20 protein-coding genes are annotated in these 19992 nt (G+C 36.7%); 14 read left to right on the top strand and 6 right to left on the bottom strand.

The annotated features are described in order from the left end of the window. Positions 1-649: 649 nt before the first annotated feature. Together FG384_RS00545 and FG384_RS00540 are read right to left on the bottom strand one after the other, a co-directional pair. Positions 650-1213 (bottom strand): hypothetical protein, encoded by a 564-nt coding sequence (locus FG384_RS00545; protein ID WP_142640606.1) that lies wholly within the window; start codon positions 1211-1213, stop codon positions 650-652. A 120-nt stretch (positions 1214-1333) separates the two neighbouring features. After that, complete coding sequence (locus tag FG384_RS00540) at positions 1334-2557, bottom strand: helix-turn-helix domain-containing protein (protein ID WP_142640605.1); 1224 nt, start codon at positions 2555-2557, stop codon at positions 1334-1336. A gap of 114 nt (positions 2558-2671) precedes the next feature. On the opposite strand from FG384_RS00540, the gene FG384_RS00535 reads away from it, so the two are divergent. Further along, positions 2672-3934, top strand: coding sequence for an MFS transporter (locus FG384_RS00535; RefSeq protein WP_142640604.1), 1263 nt, complete (start codon positions 2672-2674; stop codon positions 3932-3934). A gap of 217 nt (positions 3935-4151) precedes the next feature. Here the strand turns inward: FG384_RS00535 and FG384_RS00530 are convergent, their stop codons facing one another. Beyond that, positions 4152-5315: an MFS transporter gene (locus tag FG384_RS00530; RefSeq protein ID WP_142640603.1), complete on the bottom strand. Its 1164-nt coding sequence runs from the start codon at positions 5313-5315 to the stop codon at positions 4152-4154. A 134-nt stretch (positions 5316-5449) separates the two neighbouring features. Further along, positions 5450-5863 (bottom strand): CBS domain-containing protein, encoded by a 414-nt coding sequence (locus FG384_RS00525; protein ID WP_142640602.1) that lies wholly within the window; start codon positions 5861-5863, stop codon positions 5450-5452. Between the two features lie 177 nt (positions 5864-6040). Between FG384_RS00525 and FG384_RS19665 the strand changes: the two genes are divergently transcribed. Further along, positions 6041-6178: an Lmo0850 family protein gene (locus tag FG384_RS19665; protein ID WP_166462342.1), complete on the top strand. Its 138-nt coding sequence runs from the start codon at positions 6041-6043 to the stop codon at positions 6176-6178. Positions 6179-6234: 56 nt separating this feature from the next. Here FG384_RS19665 and FG384_RS00520 read toward each other — a convergent pair whose 3' ends face one another. Further along, entirely contained in the window at positions 6235-7419 is a 1185-nt protein-coding gene (locus tag FG384_RS00520) for an FtsW/RodA/SpoVE family cell cycle protein (protein WP_142640601.1), read from the bottom strand. Positions 7420-7642: 223 nt separating this feature from the next. On the opposite strand from FG384_RS00520, the gene FG384_RS00515 reads away from it, so the two are divergent. From FG384_RS00515 to FG384_RS00475, 9 genes are all read left to right on the top strand, one after another. Beyond that, positions 7643-8383: a hypothetical protein gene (locus tag FG384_RS00515; RefSeq protein WP_142640600.1), complete on the top strand. Its 741-nt coding sequence runs from the start codon at positions 7643-7645 to the stop codon at positions 8381-8383. A 65-nt stretch (positions 8384-8448) separates the two neighbouring features. Beyond that, a complete protein-coding gene (locus tag FG384_RS00510) occupies positions 8449-8781 on the top strand; it encodes a DMT family transporter (RefSeq protein WP_142640599.1) in 333 nt (110 codons plus the stop codon). Continuing rightward, entirely contained in the window at positions 8781-9095 is a 315-nt protein-coding gene (locus FG384_RS00505; RefSeq protein ID WP_142640598.1) for a DMT family transporter, read from the top strand. Before FG384_RS00510 ends, FG384_RS00505 begins: the two co-directional genes overlap by 1 nt. 146 nt (positions 9096-9241) lie before the next feature. Further along, on the top strand, positions 9242-10348 hold the full coding sequence (locus FG384_RS00500) for a D-alanine--D-alanine ligase (RefSeq protein WP_142640597.1): 1107 nt from the start codon (positions 9242-9244) through the stop codon (positions 10346-10348). A gap of 5 nt (positions 10349-10353) precedes the next feature. Then, a complete protein-coding gene (locus FG384_RS00495) occupies positions 10354-11727 on the top strand; it encodes a UDP-N-acetylmuramoyl-tripeptide--D-alanyl-D-alanine ligase (RefSeq protein ID WP_142640596.1) in 1374 nt (457 codons plus the stop codon). 20 nt (positions 11728-11747) lie between these two features. Then, on the top strand, positions 11748-12440 hold the full coding sequence (locus FG384_RS00490; protein ID WP_142640595.1) for an alpha/beta hydrolase: 693 nt from the start codon (positions 11748-11750) through the stop codon (positions 12438-12440). Positions 12441-12802: 362 nt separating this feature from the next. After that, positions 12803-14314 (top strand): degradosome RNA helicase CshA, encoded by a 1512-nt coding sequence (gene cshA / locus FG384_RS00485; protein WP_142640594.1) that lies wholly within the window; start codon positions 12803-12805, stop codon positions 14312-14314. Between the two features lie 374 nt (positions 14315-14688). Beyond that, the gene (locus FG384_RS00480) at positions 14689-15168 is read left to right on the top strand and encodes a PH domain-containing protein (RefSeq protein WP_142640593.1); all 480 of its coding nucleotides are present in this window, start codon (positions 14689-14691) and stop codon (positions 15166-15168) included. Further along, the gene (locus FG384_RS00475; protein ID WP_142640592.1) at positions 15161-16669 is read left to right on the top strand and encodes a PH domain-containing protein; all 1509 of its coding nucleotides are present in this window, start codon (positions 15161-15163) and stop codon (positions 16667-16669) included. Before FG384_RS00480 ends, FG384_RS00475 begins: the two co-directional genes overlap by 8 nt. 13 nt (positions 16670-16682) lie before the next feature. Here the strand turns inward: FG384_RS00475 and FG384_RS00470 are convergent, their stop codons facing one another. Next, positions 16683-17309, bottom strand: coding sequence for a rhomboid family intramembrane serine protease (locus FG384_RS00470; RefSeq protein WP_142640591.1), 627 nt, complete (start codon positions 17307-17309; stop codon positions 16683-16685). A 68-nt stretch (positions 17310-17377) separates the two neighbouring features. On the opposite strand from FG384_RS00470, the gene acpS reads away from it, so the two are divergent. From acpS to alr, 3 genes are all read left to right on the top strand, one after another. Then, a complete protein-coding gene (gene acpS, locus FG384_RS00465; protein WP_142640590.1) occupies positions 17378-17731 on the top strand; it encodes a holo-ACP synthase in 354 nt (117 codons plus the stop codon). A gap of 58 nt (positions 17732-17789) precedes the next feature. Continuing rightward, the gene (locus FG384_RS00460; protein ID WP_420849932.1) at positions 17790-18809 is read left to right on the top strand and encodes a LolA family protein; all 1020 of its coding nucleotides are present in this window, start codon (positions 17790-17792) and stop codon (positions 18807-18809) included. A 70-nt stretch (positions 18810-18879) separates the two neighbouring features. Next, positions 18880-19986, top strand: coding sequence for an alanine racemase (gene alr, locus FG384_RS00455; RefSeq protein ID WP_240793304.1), 1107 nt, complete (start codon positions 18880-18882; stop codon positions 19984-19986). Positions 19987-19992 lie beyond the last annotated feature (6 nt).

Raw genomic sequence — 19992 nt, 5'->3', positions numbered from 1 at the left:
CGTATAAAAATGTGACCGGATAGATAGTTTTACGACCAGATAGAAAATAATGTGTTTTTATAACCACACAGCCAAAAGGACCTGTTCTCCATACGAGAACAGGTCCTCAGACTGTAGACAAATTCTTTTTTAACAATGAATAGAGATATATAAGAGAATCAGCGGGGCCCGCCACTTCGCTTTCAGTGGGCTTGACTTCAGCCTCCTCGTCACTGCAAAAACATGTGCACCTGCGGGGTATTCAGCTCAAGTTATTGCCACAGGAGTCTTCGTGGCGGGCCCTGCCTATTTTTCAAAAGTTGAAAGTGGAAATCTGAAGATGTTGTGATCAAATCAATGTTTCTCGGAATAAAAAATAACGGATTGACTATCCAATCTCATCAAGTGAAAAGGCTTTAATTGTCCACTTTTCTGTTTATTGAAGTTAAAAATAAGCGGAAGGCGGCGACTCCTGCGGGACAGCGAGACAGTCCAAGACCCCGCAGGCAAAGCCGAGGAGGCTTGGTGCGAGCCCGCGGAAAGCGCCCGCCAGGAGCGATTGCTACAGGAAAAGCACAATAATCACTATGCTCTTAATACATTTTGATTCATAAAATGCATTTGTCGACAAGCTGAGGACCTGTTCTCTATACGAGAACAGGTCCTTTTCCTATGCATATCTATTGAATAAGTTGTTATCGGGAAATCTTTTTTGCATATTTCGAAGATAGACAAGAAAAGAAATCTCTATGATTAGTACGAGGATTACGATAAAAATTGATACTGATTGGATCATAAAAATTGGGAAATTCATCAAAATAGATTGGAAGAACAATGAACCAAGTATGATTGTCATATACCATGTATACATGCGTTTCGTTGAAAGAAGTGCCTCATCAGATGGCAGTAACCTTGCAACCACACGTAGTATATCAAACAAGAAATAGACGAGAATCACTTTTAGTAAAGAAAGTGCTATTACATAATACCCCCACCATATACTCTGTTGAATCATTTGATCACTTAAGAAAAAATTAGGTACAGAAAAAATAGCGATAATAGCAGAAAGTATTTTTAGCTTTTCATATGATTGAGCAGAAGTAGTAGCAATTTTTTTGATACCATTGTATATGAAAATGTAGCCAATAAAATCTGGTAAAATATCAACTACTATATGAATCTTTATTAGTACGAAAAGATATCCTATAATCAGTTGTTTAAATCCATCTCTCATTTCACATCACCTCTAGCTTCTTTCACAATGGCATTTAGACTACCCAAAACCATTGACTCTTCCTAACTGGTATATTTTTATAATAATTATACAATATTTCCAGTTAAGTGAGGGATATAATTATATTTTTACTTTTTCATATGTGTCTTGAATAAACCCTTTATATGGAGTATGAGGCATTGGATTTATATTTTCTACCGCTTTTGCAGCTGCTTCAATAGCTTTTTCTTGTTGGTTCAACTCGAAGTAACATAAGGCAACATATGCATCCTTTTCATAAAATATCGATAGATCAATAGGATGATGAAGAATTTCAGGAATGACAACTTCTTCAAATTTTTCAATTGCTTCTTCGAATTGTCCTAAACCGTATAAAATTTTCCCTTTTTCAAGCTTGAAAAAAGGAGAAAAAAGTTTACTCACTTGCTCTTTTTCAATAAAGGTTTTAAATAAAGCGTCGGCTTCTTCATACAAGTGTTTATAAGAATTTAAATAGTGGATATTTGCAAAGTAAGTAAAAACTCGTGATTCCTTATCATCTGCAAATTCACTATATGCATTGAGCTTTTGTAAATAGTTATCTTTTTTTTCTTCGTTTTCATTCATCATAGCGTGCGCGGCTGCTAATCGATACAAGTCATCAATTCGATAAAACGTCTTATTTTTTTTGGAATATTCAATTGCATTTTCCATTACAATAATAGCCTTATCATATTCTCCAATTGCAAAATACATGGTTGCTTCCAAATAGTCATAGTCCAGCCGGGAAAGAGGGTCAGTCCATAAAGGGTTTGTTTCTAGCTCTGCACGTTCTGCAAGTAAGATAGATAGAGCTCCTTTATAGTCATGGACAATAAATCTCCTTGCAGAACGGAAAATACCTATGTCTCCTCGTTTTGCAGTTAAATTCATTTGCTCATACATTGTCGCTGCATGATTTATTAATGGCTCCCAGTTATTTTTATTAGTATGGTATAAGCATTTACTATACATTTCCAATAGACGTGCAGCCTCATAACCCTGTGTTAACTTAGGGACATATGGTTCTACTAATTTAATTAGCTGCTCATATTCATCGGCCAGATCATCATTCTTCTTGTTAAAAAGTAATTCTGCTTTTTCCAAAACCTCTTGTAACTCAAGGCTGCTAACTTCTTCTAAAAGTTCTGTAACATCTACGTTTAATTGTTCCGCTATATAATTTAAGCTTTCCATCGATGGGTTTGCTTTATTATTTTCGATTAAACTGAGCATCCCTTTTGTCAGCTCAGTGCCAGCAAGTGTTTCGAGCGTCATTTTCTGCTGTTTTCTTAGTTTTCGAATACGTTCTCCAAGTGTGGGCATATTAGTCACCTCATTTTATTAGTTTAATTATATTAAACTTTTCGTTGAAATGAAAGGAAGAATATGTTATTATTTGTTTAATTAAATTAAACTTTTTTAAAAGGGGAAATAGTAATGGAAGAAGTGTTAAAGCTTAAAAGGGCAACGTATCATTTATGGACATTTACGATTAGTAAGTTAATTTCTAGCTTCGGAGCACAAGTGTATGCATTTGCGATTAGTTTTTATATTTTACAGTTAACTGGATCTGCTTCAAGCTTTGCAATGAATTTAATTTGTAACATTTTACCAAGAACTATAATGGCACCATTTGCGGGATATGCTGCGGATAAATATTCTCGAAAGATGATTGTCATTGTTGCCCAAATCGCTACTACTATAGCGATAGGGGGATTACTCATTGTTAGTTTTACTATAGGTTTATCACTAATAGCTATTTATACTACTACTGTAATTTTGTCGTTAACTTCTTTATTTTCAAGTGTGACGTTTAGTTCTTCCATCACGGGACTTGTAAACAAAGAAAGAATTCAAAAAGCGATGTCTTTAAACCAAATGTCGATTTCTTTTGCAGCAATTGGAAGTCCTGCAGTTGGTGGATTATTATACGGAGCCGTTACTATGCCTGTATTTCTTATTATATATATGGTGGCATCTGTCATAGCGGTTATCTTAGAATCGACAATGAATTTTAACTTATTTGCTAAACGAAAAGAAGTAGTAGAAGGGGAAGAGAAGGAACCGATGCTTCAGAGCATGAAGGCAGGTTTCAATTATTTAATGAAGCAGCCCATTTTGAAAATATTGATAGTGATTGCACTCTTTATCAATTTTCTGTTCGGTGCACACCAAGTTGGTTATTCATTTATATTAATCGAGAAATTGAAAATAAATGCTCAACATTTTGGGTTTACAGAAGGGGCATTCGCTGTAGGTATGCTACTAATGTCAATTTATTTATCCCTTCGTAAAGAGCTAAAGTATCCTTTATTAGTATCTAAATGGGGTATCGTAGCTCTTGGAGTTTTGATGGGAGCAGTTGCATTACCTTTGTTAATTAGTATGCCTTATGTTGTAACCGTTAGTTTTTACATTTTACTAATGTTCGGTTATGGTGTATCAATAATCCTCACGAATACGCCAATGCAAGTGATGATGCAAAAAATGGTTGATGACGATTATAAAGGTAGAGTATTTTCGATACTAGAAACTTTCGCAATGGCTCTTATGCCTTTTGGAATGGTACTTTTCGGATTCTTATATGATGTTTTACCAGCAGAGAGCATTCTCATCGTCTCTAGTCTTTTACTAGTTGGAGTTGTGTTAGTACTTGCAAGACCATCCGTTGTTAGAACAGCACATCCTGAATTAGAATAGGAAAATGCCAAGGAGAAACAAATTATCTCCTTGGCATTTTTGTTTTGGATATTGCAGTGAATCGCTCAATCTTTCCGGACAATCGCTCAATCCCCCCGGGAAATCGATCAATCATCTATGCTAATCGCTCAATCTTTCCGGATAATCGCTCAATCTCCCTGGGAAATCGCTCAATCCCCCCGGACAATCGCTCAATCTCCCCGAAAATCGCTCAATCCTACGCCATGTTTTTCAAGGACTTCGTTGATTTGCGGAATGCAAAGATTAGCCCGATAGAAAGTACTGCTAAAACACCGGACACTACATAAATATTGCCTGGTTGAATCGTGAATAGCCATGCGAATAATAAGGGACCAATAATTCGGCCCAAGTTGTCCATGGAATATGCCATCCCAGCTGCTGTTCCATATCTTCCACCGGATTCTTTCGAAGTAAGGGAAACAATAGTCGTTCTTGCAAGTGCATTACCTGCTGTAAACACACAGAGAGATAACCCCGCCCAGAAAATACTATTCGTAAATACGGTCATAAACAAACCAATTGCTGTGAAAATTTGTGCATACAAAAGCCATTTTGTCTCAGTACCATTTTTAATGCGTCGCACAACGCCGCCTTGAATGGCTGCATCAACGAACCCACTAAACATGAACAGATACCCGATTTGTAGAGGGGTGATTTCAATTTTCTCGATTTGGAACAATTGGAATGTTGCTTCCAAACCGGCAAGTAAAAATGTCACCATGAATGAAAAAAGGAATAAGTATTTTATGCGGTACGTCCAAAGACTTGCTGCACCTTTTGGAAGCAGAGCACGTTTATTTGCCTCACCGGAACGCTCTGGCTCTTTTAATATAATCATTGCATAAACAAAAATTACGAGTAACAAAATGGCAGACACAGTGAATGGTAACGATAAGTTAACATGCCCAAGTACGCCACCGATTGCCGGTCCAAAAATAAACCCTAAACCAATCGACATTCCAAGGAAACCCATATATTTGTTTCGGTTATCTTCATCTGATAAATCTGCTGCAAACCCAGTTACAGCTGTGTAAAGTGCACCGGAAAATAAACCACCTACTACACGGGATAAGTAAAGCATAAATAACGAATCAAAAAATAATGAAAACAACCAAAAACTTAGACTAAAACCTACTAACCCAATTAAAATAAGCGTTTTTCTTCCAATTCTATCCGACAGCATACCCCAAAGTGGAGCAGTGAAAAATGAAGCTAACGAATAAACGGTTAATAATCCACCTACATGAATTTCGTGATAATTTTCTTGCAAAATAACCTCTGGTAGAACCGGAATGATAATTCCAAAACCAAGATAAACTAAAAACTGAATGGACATTAATATCAAAATAGTCTTTTTCATGCATAAACCCTGCTTTCTACATTCTTCCACTATCTATATTACACGTTTAATGAACGTTTGACACGTTGTAATACAAACGAATATAAATACAAAAAAGCTACCCCAATAAATATTTTTTGGGATAGCTTTTATGTTTAATAAGACCGAGGTTCGGATATGCTTTCTAAAGCATTAGAAATTTCTTGTACATGCGGGAAGGGGAATGCCAAATCTGCTAGCGCTACAAAACCAACTAGCTCATTATTCTCGACGACTGGAAGTCTACGCACTTGGTTTCTAGCCATGATGGCAGAAGCTTCAGCTGTAGAATCATTAGGAGAAACGGAAATAATGGACTTTGTCATAACATCTTCTACTTTACTATTTGTGTCCTTGGCAACTGACCTAGTGACAATATCTCGATCGGTAATCATGCCTACAAGCTTCTTGTCGCTAAGGACTGGCAGACAACCGATATCGAGTGAGCGCATTTGCTCTGCTACCTCACTCACATAATCCTGCGGGCTGCATGTAACAACTTCTTTACTCATCACATCTTTTACATTCAAATCGGTTCACTCCTTTTTGTTATTATCTATCTTGGTTTACAAAACAATAAAATATGTAACAAAAAAGAAAGATTCAAACGAATTAAATAGTGGTATGATAATGTAGAGAAAATAAAAAAAAAGAAACTTTTTTTAAAATATATCGTAATAGTAATTGGAAAGGGCGAGGTGGATAGAATGGCTAAGGAAGTAGATTTAAAGAAAATTGTGAGTAATCTTTCAAAGCTTGGTGTTACTGTAACAATGACAAAATCGAGACTTGACATGCTTAAAGCGTTAGCGCCACCAGCACATAGTCCACACGCGCAAAACTAAAAAAAGTGGTTCGAAAAGTCCGTATCCTACGACTTTTTGAACCACCTTTTTTATTTTTAGTCATCTTCATTTTTGGCGAACATATACGTTTTGTGATGGAATTTCATACTAAATACTAAACCAATTGCGAGCATATTACCCATGAGCGAACTACCACCATAGCTGATGAATGGTAAAGGAATTCCGGTAATTGGCAACAATTGAATTGTCATCCCGATATTTTCAAACACGTGGAAGGTAATCATCGCTATAATCCCTGCACATACATACGTACTATAAGCATCTTTCAACTGAAGCGTAATTTTCGTCAAATGAAAAATGAGTAAAAAGAAAAGACTAATAACGATACTCGCACCAATGAATCCGTATTCTTCTCCAATAACAGCGAAAATAAAGTCCGTATGATTTTCGGGTACATAAACTACCCGACCACCGTAGCCTTTTCCAAAAATCTCTCCAGAACCGATGGCGTTTAATGAAGAAATTAAGTGCATCCCTTCGTCTGAAGCATATGCATAAGGATCTATCCAGGAATAAATCCGAGCAAATTGATATGCTTGTAAACCAAATTTATCTTCTAAAAACTCTTGCATATAAAGTGCCATCCAAAGAAGAGAGGCTCCTATTGTAGCTGAACCCAGAACTAACGGAAGTATAATTTTCCATGTGATGCCTGCTACTATAACTAAAGCTGCTGTAATAGCAATGAATACAAGTGCAGTACCAAGGTCAGGCTGTTTAAGAATAAAAGCTAGTGGCACGATTAAGGTTACGGCAATTTTTCCAAGCAAGATGAAATCTGTCTTTATGGACTTCATTAGATATACTTCATGATGCTTTGTAATTAAACGGGCAAGAGCCAAAATATAAAAGGTCTTCATAAATTCTGCTGGCTGTATATCCCCAATCGGTAAATGAAACCAGCTTTTCGCATTATTTCTAGGAGCCACAAGTTCCATGCTTCCTGGCAAGATAAATAGAATCGCAAGAAGAAGTATACCAAAACCATAAATAATCCAAGACATCTTTTTATATTGCTCTGGTTCAAAAATCATAACGAACCCAATAATAATTGTCCCAACGGCATACCAGAAAACCTGTTTAGCTGCAAAATTCGTTCCAGCGTATTGTCCGGTTGTTATTGCAGAGGAAATAGCAAGTACGCTAACAATCAGAAATAATAATATAATAAAAGCGAGCGTCCAATCGAATCGATCGGCAAAGCCTTTTTTGTTTTCCATAATAGTCACCTAAATTTCTTTCAAATTTCACTTTCCTAATCCAGCTTCAGTCACCGTCTACTCCTGCGCAAGCTCGTCGTAACTAGGCGGCTTCTTACACTTTTCCTATTATAGCGTAAATGATTGGATTTTGCTTGCTAGTAAAAGAGACGATGATAGAAATATAGATGTTTCACATGTAATATTATGCTAATATAAAACAGACGATGAAGGAGTGAGTTCAGTGGCGAAAAAAGAGAAAGAAGTAGAAGAATATTTAACTCATTTATATGTACATGTAAATGAAATTGAGCATTTCGTATTATTTAGTGGGATTTCCATCCAACAGTTTATCAAGTATTTCTCTGATTTGTCTGCTCTTTTATTGTTAAAACATAGGTATGAAGATGCATCTTTTAACATTCATACACAGTTAGAATTTGTTGTTCAAGATCAATATGCTCGGTTTTTAAAGGACTATGCTGAACACCCGACAGCACTATGTTTACTGGACTTTTCAGATGAAAAGAGGTTGAACATGCTGTCACCACAAGAGCAAGCTGAGCTTTTATATATAGCACATAAAAAAGAAGCATTTCGTTTGCCTTTTTATCATCATTTACAAAACAGATTTGTTTACTTAACGGATGAAGGACAGCAAATTACGAAAGTATACTTTCGAGATGTTGAGGATATAAATAAATTAATTGCTAGTGTATTTAATCAATTAATAAGTGAGAAAGCTAAATCAACTGCTTTTTGGCGCAAAAAAAATAATGTGGTATTACCAGAATTATCGGCAGATAAAGTGGAAGCATATACTGATTATTATGAAGATGGAGTATTAATGTCCTTATTTAAATTGGATAAAACAAATTATGGACTGGAAATTCGAAGCTTACCTGAGAATATATTTCCAGACGAAGTACTTGGTGATTTAAATCTTCATTTGGACAAGCCAGCAGATTTACTAATTGAAATTTGATTAGAACGCTTTTGCTTCGTAAAGAAGCATAAGCGTTTATTTATGTAGATAGGAGAGGTATCAGAATGGCGTGGTTATATTTAATCGTTGCAGGTTTAACAGAAATAATATGGGCTATCGGTTTGAAAGAAGCTCATGGATTTACAGAATTACTTCCTTCGATCGTAACAATCATTTTTTTAATCGTTAGTTTTTTTCTTTTTGCAAGAGCGATGAAGACGATTCCGATTGGAACCGCATATGCTATTTTTACAGGGATAGGAGCAGCAGGAACAGTTCTTGTTGGGATTTTTTGGTTTAACGAAGAGGTTAGTTTTGGAAAGATTATCTTTTTATGTATATTACTCTTTGGAATCATAGGTTTAAAACTAGTTGATGATGAAGAGGAGGTAGAATAATGGCTTGGATGATGCTTATTATTGCTGGGATATTTGAAGTGATTTTTGTTGTAAATATGAAGCTGTCAGACGGTTTTAAAAAAATTAAGTATACAGTTTTTACGGTAGTTTCAGCTAGCCTTAGTTTCTTCTTGTTATCCCAAGCCTTAAAAGATATTGCTGTTGGAACTGGATATGCAGTGTGGACGGGAATCGGAGCAGCGGGAAGTGTACTAATAGGAATGTACTTTTTTCATGAGAAAAAAAGTTGGAAAAAACTGTTCTTTTTAAGCTGTATTATTTTTGGGGTTGTAGGTCTTAAACTATTTGGCTAATTACAAGATGTTGACAACTGTATTTCAAGATAAATTGAAATACAACGTTTACATTTCATTTTGACGACGATCCGAAATTTTTCATCTAATTATTTGATCTTACGTGATAAACTAGTTATATCCGAAAAGTGGAGGTTATTTAACAAATGAAAATAAAATTAGGTTTATTATATGGTGGGAAATCTGCAGAGCATGAAGTGTCGTTATTGACAGCGAGAGCTGTATCACAAGCGATTAATTTTGATAAATATGAAGTATATCCAATCTTTATTACAAAAACAGGTGAGTGGAGAAAAGGAAATGCATTAATCGGACCAGCTAAATCCGTAGAAAAGCTTCAATTCGGTGAAGGTGTAAGTAAACCAAATAGTATTACAAGCTTTTTACCAGTAGAAGGATCTAGTAATGATGTTGCATTAGCTAAAAGGAATTCTAGTTTGGACGTTATTTTTCCATTACTTCACGGACCAAATGGAGAAGACGGAACAGTACAAGGTCTACTTGAAGTGCTAAATTTACCATACGTGGGAAATGGTGTTTTGGCATCTGCTGCTGGAATGGATAAAGTAGTGATGAAGCAACTTTTTGCGCAAGCAGGATTAAAACAAGTTCCATACGTGCATTTTATACGAAAAGAGTGGAATAATAATCAGGCTGCGCTCATTCAGCAAATGGAAGAAAGTTTGACATGGCCTTTATTCGTTAAACCAGCTAACTTAGGATCAAGTGTAGGAATTAGTAAAGCTACAAACAGAGAAGAACTTTTGAAAGCAGTTGAGCTTGCTTTTAAATACGATCGTAAAATTATTGTGGAACAAGGAATTGTAGCTCGCGAATTAGAAATAAGTGTTCTTGGAAACGATGAACCAAGATGCTCGGTTGCTGGAGAAGTATTACCAACAAAGGACTTTTACGATTATGAAGCAAAATACGAGGATGGAACGACAAACTATGCTATCCCAGCTATAGTTTCGGATGGTTTATTAAAGAAGATGCAAGATGCTGCAATTCGTGCTTTTAAAGTTTTGGATTGTTCTGGGCTTGTTCGTGCGGACTTTTTCGTTACAGAAGAGGAAGAAGTAATCATCAATGAAGTTAATACTATGCCAGGATTTACGCCAATTAGTATGTATCCTAAGCTTTGGATGGAATCTGGACTGTCTTATTCTGAGTTAATAGAAGAATTAATCACACTAGCTGTAGAGCGATACGAAGAGAAGCAACAACTTGAACATTCGAAGGACGGAGAGTGATCAAGTTGAAAAAGAAACTATCTGAAATCGCAAGTTGGCTTCAAATTGAAAGCTCTTGTGAGAAGGACCCCGTTGTAACAGGAGTATCCATTAACACGAGAACATTGCAGCCCGGAGATATATTTATCCCTTTTCGTGGGGAGAATGTGAATGGGCATCGCTTTGTGCAAGATGCTTTTAATCGAGGAGCTGTAGCATCATTTTGGTTAAAGGATGAACCTAATCCACCAAAGGATGTTCCTCTTTTATTTGTAGAGAACGGGGAAAGAGCACTTCAGCAGATGGCGGAATCGTATCGTGCAGAGCTAAAAACTGTTTTCATCGGCATTACAGGTTCCAATGGGAAAACTTCTACAAAAGACTTAGTTGCAGGCATGCTCTCACCTTACTACCGAGTGAAAAAAACAGAAGGTAATTTTAATAATGAGTTAGGGTTACCTTTAACAATTCTTTCGTTAGAAGAAGATACAGAGTTTGCAGTGCTTGAAATGGGTATGAGTTCCTTTGGAGAAATTGAATTCCTTTCCAATCTCGCAAAGCCAACGTATGCTGTCATTACAAATATTGGTGAGGCACATATGCAAGATTTGGGCTCTCGAGAAGGAATTGCTAAAGCAAAGTTTGAAATAATTTCTGGCTTAAGCAAACAAGGACAGTTATTCTATGACGGGGATGAACCACTCCTTCGTCCGTTTGTGGAAGGTGTTCCCTCTATTACATCCAAATCTTTCGGAGTTAACGAGAACAATGATTTGCGAATAATAGATGTGACGTTCACAGAGCAAGGAAGTGTTTTTCAAGTAGAAGGGGAATTAAATGAAGAACTTTCTATTCCAATTCTCGGAGAGCATCAAGTAAAAAATACGCTCGCTTCCTTATTAATTGGTAAGGAGATAGGGTTAACAGCCACTCAAATGCGTGTAGCTTTAAAGCAAATTGTGTTAACAGATATGCGTATGCAAGTGATTGAAGCATCAAATGGAGCGATTTTTATAAATGATGCATATAATGCAGCTCCTACTTCTATGAGAGCAGCTATCGCATTTTTGCAAAGATCATCGATTAAACCTGTTAAGTGGCTTGTACTTGGAGATATGCTAGAGCTTGGCGAAAACGAAAAGCAGTACCATGAAGAAATGAGCGCATCAATTCCTGATGGAGTATTTTCAGGTGTTTGTTTATATGGACCTAGAATGGAATGGCTATATAAAAAGTTAGTCTCGAAGTTTCATGAGGATCAGATTATTTGGATTGAAAATGACATTGAGAAAATTACTGCTTTCTTAGAAAAACACATCGATGAGCAAGCGATTGTTTTAGTGAAAGGCTCACGTGGTATGAAATTAGAACGAGTGATTGAACAGTTTCAAAACGTATGACAGATGAGAAGGAGGACAGCATGAAAACAGGTGTACTTTGTATTCATGGATTTACGGGTGGACCATATGAACTGCAGCCATTTGTAGATTATTTGCAAACAAATACAGACTGGAAAATTGCTGTTCCTACGCTTCCTGGTCATGGGGAAATACTTTCCCTCAAAAAATTAACTGCAGAAAATTGGATGATGGCAGCAGAACAAACGCTTAGACAGCTTCAAAAAGAAGTAGATCGGGTGTTTGTAATTGGATTTTCGATGGGTGGAATTATTGCCATATACTTAGCTCTCCGCTATAAAATCGACAAACTAGTACTTTTAAGTGCAGCAGCTAAGTACATTTATCCAACCCAATTAATCCACGATGTTCGGGAAATAACAAAAGAAGCAGTGGCAGGTAAATTAGAAGAAAATCCGTTGTTTCGATTGTATAGTCAAAAGTTGCGTGACACACCCATTCATGCTGCATTCGAATTTATGCGATTAGTAAGAATGGTGGAGCCTTACTATGGATTAATCTCAATTCCGGTATGTCTTGTACAAGGGAAAAAAGATGGAATCGTCCCATTTACAACTGCACCGTTCTTATTTGAGCATATTACCTCGAAAAAGAAAGAACTGATTTTTTCAGAAACCGGCAAGCATCATATTTGCTATAGTGATGATTGTTCGGATTGGTTTAGTCAGACACTTTCATTTTTAAGGCAAGACTAACTGGAAAAGAAAGTGAACAATTAACTAATAATTACAACAGTTGCATATTCGTTGCAACTCATATCGATGCGTGATAGACTGTATAGAGCAATGGATACATTTTGTGTAAAGACTCTTCAGCATGGATGAAGAGTACTTTTTTTTGAACATAACGGTTTGTTGAAATCGTTGGGTATGATGACCCTTTTTAACGAACCGCTCGGCAAAAGACCGGGCTTTCCCTTTATATAAGACCCCTCTGATCTAAAACCACAGAGAATTTTAAGTAACGGAAACGTTCCTCGTATAGGCTCGAATTTGCCGCAATTTCATCTGAAAATGTAACCATTTGTCAAAACAGAATAAAAAGGAGATTAACAATTTTGACAAATTTTTCAGAATTAAATATTAGCGCTTCTACACTAAAATCTGTAAAACGTATGGGATTTGAAGAAGCAACACCTATTCAAGAAGGTACGATTAAGTTTGCTTTAGAAGGCCGCGATATTATCGGTCAAGCACAAACTGGTACTGGTAAAACTGCAGCTTTTGGTATTCCAATGATTGAGAAAATAGATCCTAAAAATCCAAATGTTCAAGCATTAATTATTGCTCCAACACGTGAACTTGCTATCCAAGTTTCAGAAGAAATTTATAAAATTGGTTATGACAAAAAGGTACGCCTTTTATCTGTATATGGTGGACAAGAGATTGGCCGTCAAATTCGTGCTCTTAAAAACAAACCTCAAGTAATCGTAGGTACACCAGGACGTATTTTAGATCATATTAACCGTCGTACTTTGAAACTTGAGAACGTAGAAACACTTATTTTGGACGAAGCAGATGAAATGCTTAACATGGGCTTCATCGAAGATATTAACACTATTTTAGAAAGCGTTCCTGCTGAGCGCCAAACATTACTGTTCTCGGCAACTATGCCAGGACCAATCCGTAAAATAGCTGAAAACTTCATGAAGCAACCAGAAGAAGTGAAAATCAAATCAAAAGAAATGACTGTTGAAAACATTGAACAGTTCTTTGTAAAAGCGCATGAACGCGAAAAATTTGATGTTTTATCTAGAATTTTAAACGTACACCAACCAGAACTTGCGATCGTTTTTGGTCGTACAAAACGTCGTGTAGATGAATTAGCTCATGCTCTAAGTATCCGTGGTTACTTAGCAGAAGGAATTCACGGTGACTTAAGCCAAGCAAAACGTATGTCTGTTCTTCGTCAATTTAAAGAAAATAAAATTGATATCCTTGTTGCAACTGACGTAGCTGCACGTGGTCTAGATATTTCTGGTGTAACTCATGTATATAACTTCGATATTCCACAAGATCCAGAAAGCTATGTTCACCGTATTGGTCGTACAGGCCGTGCAGGAAAAAGTGGTATTGCTGTAACTTTTGTAACACCAAGAGAAATGGGTTACTTACGTATAGTAGAGGACACTACGAAAAAACGTATGACTCCACTTCGTCCACCAAGTTCAGATGAAGCGTTAGTTGGACAACAACGTCTAGCAATCGAATCATTAACTGAAATTGTGGGGAAAAATGATTTAGGCGATTACCGTACATTAGCGGCAGAAATGCTTGAAAAATTCGAAGCAGTAGACGTAATTGCTGCAGCATTAAAATCAATGACTAAAGAACCAGATGATACTCCAGTATCAATATCTGAAGAACGTCCACTTCCAGCTCGTAGAGAACGTAGCAGCGGCGGCGGTGGTGGCGGACGTAGCGGTGGTTATAAAGGTAACCGTAGCGGCGGACGTAGTTCTTCATCAGGTCGTGGATATGAACGCAGTGGCTCACGCCGCAGCAGTGGACCGCGTGATGGTTCTACACAACGTAGTAGCAGAACTCGCACACCACGTCGTGAAAGCTAATTAACATTTTCTGAGGATGATTCCAACACATTGTTGTTGGGTTCATCCTCTTTTTTTATGTCTCTGACCGGATAAAATCATTTCTGTTAACATAGAAATTTTTATAACCGGATAGCATTTTGCTGGAGCTTAACATATTAATCGCGTCAATTAGAACTGTTCTGAATCGAATTATTTTTCCCTTTGAATGTGATACGGATGTTTAGTAGTCCTAATCCCTTCAACCTCCATTAGAGAGGATGAAGGGATTAAGTTCCCTAAAGGGCGCATGCGTTTTCTCCTTGTGAATACAAAAAATGTATATTTAAAATAAATATTTTGAAACATTTTGTCATATTTATCGTATACAATTACAGAGAGAAGAGGTGCTTAATATGAGAACAGAGCCAATTAATCGAATATCTGAAAAAGGCTTACGAGTTTGGAGAATATATGGGGTTTTTCAAACACTTATTGCATTATTAGTTGGAGTCGGTGCTGGTGTGATTAATTATTTCACTGGTGATTTTTTCTGGTTGTACATAGTTATTAGTTTAGTAGTGTTATTAATAGCGTACTTATTAATTTATCTATTTCCTAAAGTGAGATGGATCCGTTGGCGGTATGAAGTGAGAGAGCAAGAAATTGAGTTGCAACATGGCTTGTTCGTCGTAAAACGTACACTAGTACCAATGGTTCGTGTACAACATGTAGATACGGAGCAAGGGCCAATACTGAGAAAGTATGATTTAGCATCTATAACGATATCAACAGCTGCAACGAATCATACAATTCCTGCCCTAATTACGGCAGAAGCGGATGAGCTTCGAGAAAGAATCTCTGTACTTGCAAGGGTGGCGGAAGACGATGTCTAATGAAAGATACAAATTACATCCAATCTCGGCAGTTATTCATTTTGTAAAAGTTTTAAAAGAAATGATTCTACCGCTTATTGTTGTTGTAGTAGTTAATGGATTTGGAGGAAGTGCAGATTCCGGCGGTTGGTCCTCGTATATAACATATGGTATTTATGGAGTAGTGCTTGTATTTCTACTTGTTAGTGGAATTATTAAATGGAAGCGATTTAGCTACTGGTTTGAAGAAGAGGAGCTACGAATTGAATACGGGCTTTTCGTCAAGAAGAAGCGATATATCCCTTTCGAGCGTATACAAAGTTTGAATTATACGGAAGGTATTTTTCACAGACCTTTTGGACTTGTTAAGGTAAAAGTGGAAACTGCAGGCGGTGGTCCAACAAAAGAAGCAGAGGCTGAGTTAACGGCGATTACAAAGGAAGCTGCCGATCAAATCAAAAAAGAAATGATTCGAGCGAAAAATAAACAACCAGTCGAAATGGATAACGAAGTAGAAGTACAAGAAGTAGTAAAAGAGCAGAAACGACCAGTTTTCAAAATGTCTATGAAAGACTTATTTGTTTTAGCGAGTACATCAGGTGGGGTAGGGGTATTCTTCTCGGGACTTGCCGTATTTGCATCGCAATTTTCCAATGTTATTCCTTACGATATTATTTATGACGAAATTGTTGTATTCATTCGATTTGGTGCACTTATTGTGGCACTCGCAATTTTTCTCGTCCTATTAGTCGCTTGGATTGTATCTGTAGTAATCACACTCATTAATTATTATGATTTTACGATTAGAGTAGAAGACAATGAAATCATTATTACGAGAGGGTTGCTAGAAAAGAAGAAAATCACACTTCCTCTTTCACGGATTCAAGGGGTACGTGTCGTAGAAAACCCACTTCGTCAGCTTACTGGCTATGCGACAGTTATTGTAGATAGTGCTGGTGGTTCCCTAGCGGAAAAAGACGAGAAAATTCGTATTCTACCTTTAGTAAAAAAGTCAAAAATCAATCCAGTTTTAGAACAAATCTTCATGGACCTTCATTTGGAACCAAGCTTTACAAAAGTACCGAAAAGATCTAGGAAGTTTTTCTATCGATTAGATTTTCTATGGATTATTCCGATAGCTGCTGCAGTTATTTACTTTTTCTATCCGTATGGTCTTTTGTCACTCCTTTTGTTTCCATTAAGCTTTTTATTTGGAATATGGCAACATAGAACTGCAGCGTATGCGGTGGAAGGTCAGCAGTTAGTTATGAGATATCGTATTTTTAGCAAAGTGACTGTTTGGATGGAGAAAAGACGAATCCAGTCGATGACAGAAAGAGCTACTTATTTTCAAAAGAAGAAAAACGTTTCAACTATTATTACAACGATTAAATCCGGGGTAGGAGGAGCCATAACAACTGTCCCGCATTTAGATAAAGCAGATGCAGAAAAGATATTAAATTGGTACGAACCAATGAAGCCAACGAAAATGCAAATAGAAAAAGAACAGCCCCTGAATTAGAGGCTGTTCTTTTTTAAACTACTTTAAATTTTTTCTTTTTCTTCTTCCACGCTGCAATCCTCTTTGGATGGAAATAAATCATACCAATGATAAAACCTGTAACTAAACCTGCGAGATGTGCAGTGAAGTTAATATTCGGATTGATGAACGTCATAATGACACCAATCACAATAATTGGAATAATAATTTGTTTCAATTGAGGTAAGAAATTTTTTGTATAATAAACTAAAGCACCAAAAGCTCCTAAAATACCGTAAATAGCACCACTAGCGCCAACACTTTGGTAATCCCAATTTTGAAGTAAATATGTTGCGATATTTCCGATCAGGCCAGCTAATAGATAGATGGTTAAAAAGCGAGCTTTACCTGCTAATTGTTCTAACTCAGGTCCAAATATATACAAAGAGAACATATTAAATAGAAGGTGAGTAAAATTAGCATGTAAAAACATTGGTGATACTAAGCGCCAATATTCCCCTTCACTAATGAGTAGATTAAACCCAACTCCCAAATTGTATAGTTGTGTGCCTACAATTGGAATACTCGTTAGAAGAAAGATAAAAATATTTAGTGTAAGTAATGTAGATACAATAGGGTAGAATTTTATATATTGTTTAAAATTTTCTCTTCTTACAAACATATCGTCACCTCAAATTTTCTACTAATAGTATAGCTTGTACAAGTACTATTTGGAAAGGAGAAACATTTATGATTACCGGAATAGGATTAGATATTACTGAACTGAAAAGAATAAAGTATATCAAGTCAAAAACGAAGAAGTTTGAAGAAAGAATATTAACTGGAAAAGAATTAGAGCAAATGAAAATATTATCGGAGAATCGGCAAATTGAATTTTTAGCAGGGCGTTTTGCAGCTAAGGAAGCATTTTCAAAAGCTAGAGGTACTGGTATTGGAAAAGACTGTAGTTTTCAAGACATTGAAATAATTCGTGAACATAGTGGCAAGCCTAGTCTTTATTTTAGAGGAGAGCAAGTAAATGGATTTGTTTCTATTACTCATACAAAAGAATATGCAGCTGCTCAAGTAATTCTACAATCATAAAAGGTAGTCCACCTACATACAATGAACGAACGCAGTGATAATAGAAAGGATGGACTGATTGAAGAGCCGACTGGCTAAATGTTTTTTTGCATTAATGATGGTACTGTTACTCTCAGCATGTGGAGCACAATCTAAAGAAGATGTTTTAAAAAAGTTGAGCAACAAATGGATAGATACGAAAGGGTATGAGTTGACTGCGGAAATGAGTATTCTAACAGGTCAAGATCCGAGAGTTTATCAAGTGGAAGTATGGCACACAAAACCAGATTTTTACCGTGTGAAAGTTGCAGATACGAATGAAGAAAACACACAAATGATTGTGCGCAACAAAGAAGGTGTATTTGTTGTTACACCTGCCCTAAACAAAACGTATAAATTCCAAAGCAAGTGGCCAACTGAAAATGGTCAACCTTATCTAATTGGATCGCTTGCACAAGACATTAAAAAAGATAAATCATCAACGTTTAAAGAAGAAGGAAACAAATACGTATTTGAAACGAAAACAAGCAATAACCACAAAAATATGCTTCCTACACAAAGAATTTATATCGATAAAAAGACATTACTGCCTACAGACGTATCTGTATTAAATGAAAACAAAGAAGAGCAAATCCATATTAAATTCAGTAAGGTGACACTTGGTAAATCACGCGCCGCAGCAGAATATAAAATTGAGCAAGCTCCAGCTGCACAAGGTGAGGAAAATACAGTTGAAGCTTCTGCTGAAATAGACAATCCAGAATTTGAAACACATTATCCTATGGTTCAATGGGATCAATTGCACTTGATAGATGAACAAGAGCTAAATGTAGATGGGGAAAAACGAGTAATTTTAACGTACAGCGGTGGGAAAGAATTTACAATCATTCAAAAACGCAGTGAAAAGAGTACGTCTTCTACAATACCTGTATTTGCTCCAGGGGATCCTGTAGATTTAGGGATTGCTATTGGCGCAGTAACCGATCAATCGATTTCATGGGAACAAGATGGAATGTCCTTCTTCCTTGCTTCCTCTGCTCTAAGTAAAGAAGAAATGATAGAAGTAGCAGCTTCGATGGCTGTAGGCGGATTAAAATGATTTTGTATTGACTATCTCTTCTAATGAGGAGGATAATAAATACAAAATGTTGAAAAAAGAGGGAAGTCTCATGTCGCAAACGTACTACCGACCAACATTCATCCGCATCAATCTATCTGCTATTCAAACTAATATTCAGCATCTGAAACAAACACTACCGAAACATACAAAGATAATTGCAGTAGTTAAAGCCAATGCATACGGGCACGGCGATATTGAGGTGGCAAATGCTGCACTAAGTGCTGGTGCCACACAGCTTGCTGTTGCAACACCTGAGGAAGCTCTCCGCATTAGAGATGCTGGAATCACTGCTGAACTTCTTGTTCTCGGTGCGGTACCGGCTTCCTTTTTATCAAAAGCCTCTGAAAAAAACATTACGTTGACAGCTTATTCTCTGGAATGGCTTCACTCTATTCGTCATTTTACTGGACCTCTTAAAGTTCATGTGAAAATTGATAGTGGAATGGGGAGAATCGGTTTTGTAGAAGAAGGTGAATTGACAGAGGCGCTTGCTTTTATTCAACAAAGAAGCTGGCTTCAAATTACGGGAGCTTTCACACATTTTTCGACAGCAGATGAAGAAAATACTGAGCACTATAATAAGCAAGTTAAAACATTTGAACGTTTACTATCACTTTTCAAATTTAAGCCAGATATTGTGCACACGGCTAATAGTGCTGCATTACTTAGAGATCCTAATCAGTTTTGGGATGCTGTGCGCTTTGGCATTTCCATGTACGGAATAGCCCCTTCTTCTTTTATCGGAGAAAACCTTCCATTTCCATTAAAACAAGCACTTGCATTAGAAACTGAAGTGGTGCATGTAAAAAAAATTAAAAAAGGTGCCTCCGTGGGCTATGGGGCAATGTACACTGCAGTGGAAGATGAATGGATTGCAACACTTCCGATTGGTTATGCAGATGGACTATTGCGTAAACTGCATAATCAATCTGTGTTGGTAAACGGGAAAAGGGCAAAAATTGTAGGGAAAATTTGTATGGATCAATGCATGATTCGTCTAGAAGAACAAGTTCCACTAGGAGAAAAAGCTGTACTTATAGGAAAACAAGCGGCAGAGGAAATAACAATCGAAGAATGGGCTGATGCCTTGCAAACGATTCCGTATGAAATTTGTTGTATGCTTTCTAATAGGATTCCAAGAATATACAGTAAATGATTTCGA

The sequence above is a fragment of the Psychrobacillus vulpis genome (assembly GCF_006861825.1).
GTDB lineage: Bacteria > Bacillota > Bacilli > Bacillales_A > Planococcaceae > Psychrobacillus > Psychrobacillus vulpis.
The sequence above is the reverse complement of the archived record's forward strand: the minus strand, read 5'-3'. Positions and strand labels throughout refer to the sequence as shown.

Bases quoted from the DNA above. Each gene is read 5' to 3' on its own strand.
- FG384_RS00500 (WP_142640597.1), top strand. From the start codon at position 9,242: ATGAAAATAAAATTAGGTTTATTATATGGTGGGAAATCTGCAGAGCAT.
- FG384_RS00530 (WP_142640603.1), bottom strand. From the start codon at position 5,315: ATGAAAAAGACTATTTTGATATTAATGTCCATTCAGTTTTTAGTTTAT.
- FG384_RS00480 (WP_142640593.1), top strand. From the start codon at position 14,689: ATGAGAACAGAGCCAATTAATCGAATATCTGAAAAAGGCTTACGAGTT.
- FG384_RS00535 (WP_142640604.1), top strand. From the start codon at position 2,672: ATGGAAGAAGTGTTAAAGCTTAAAAGGGCAACGTATCATTTATGGACA.
- acpS (WP_142640590.1), top strand. From the start codon at position 17,378: ATGATTACCGGAATAGGATTAGATATTACTGAACTGAAAAGAATAAAG.
- FG384_RS00540 (WP_142640605.1), bottom strand. From the start codon at position 2,557: ATGCCCACACTTGGAGAACGTATTCGAAAACTAAGAAAACAGCAGAAA.
- FG384_RS00520 (WP_142640601.1), bottom strand. From the start codon at position 7,419: ATGGAAAACAAAAAAGGCTTTGCCGATCGATTCGATTGGACGCTCGCT.
- FG384_RS00475 (WP_142640592.1), top strand. From the start codon at position 15,161: ATGTCTAATGAAAGATACAAATTACATCCAATCTCGGCAGTTATTCAT.
- FG384_RS00470 (WP_142640591.1), bottom strand. From the start codon at position 17,309: ATGTTTGTAAGAAGAGAAAATTTTAAACAATATATAAAATTCTACCCT.
- FG384_RS00505 (WP_142640598.1), top strand. From the start codon at position 8,781: ATGGCTTGGATGATGCTTATTATTGCTGGGATATTTGAAGTGATTTTT.
- FG384_RS00490 (WP_142640595.1), top strand. From the start codon at position 11,748: ATGAAAACAGGTGTACTTTGTATTCATGGATTTACGGGTGGACCATAT.
- FG384_RS00510 (WP_142640599.1), top strand. From the start codon at position 8,449: ATGGCGTGGTTATATTTAATCGTTGCAGGTTTAACAGAAATAATATGG.
- alr (WP_240793304.1), top strand. From the start codon at position 18,880: ATGTCGCAAACGTACTACCGACCAACATTCATCCGCATCAATCTATCT.
- FG384_RS19665 (WP_166462342.1), top strand. From the start codon at position 6,041: ATGGCTAAGGAAGTAGATTTAAAGAAAATTGTGAGTAATCTTTCAAAG.
- FG384_RS00545 (WP_142640606.1), bottom strand. From the start codon at position 1,213: ATGAGAGATGGATTTAAACAACTGATTATAGGATATCTTTTCGTACTA.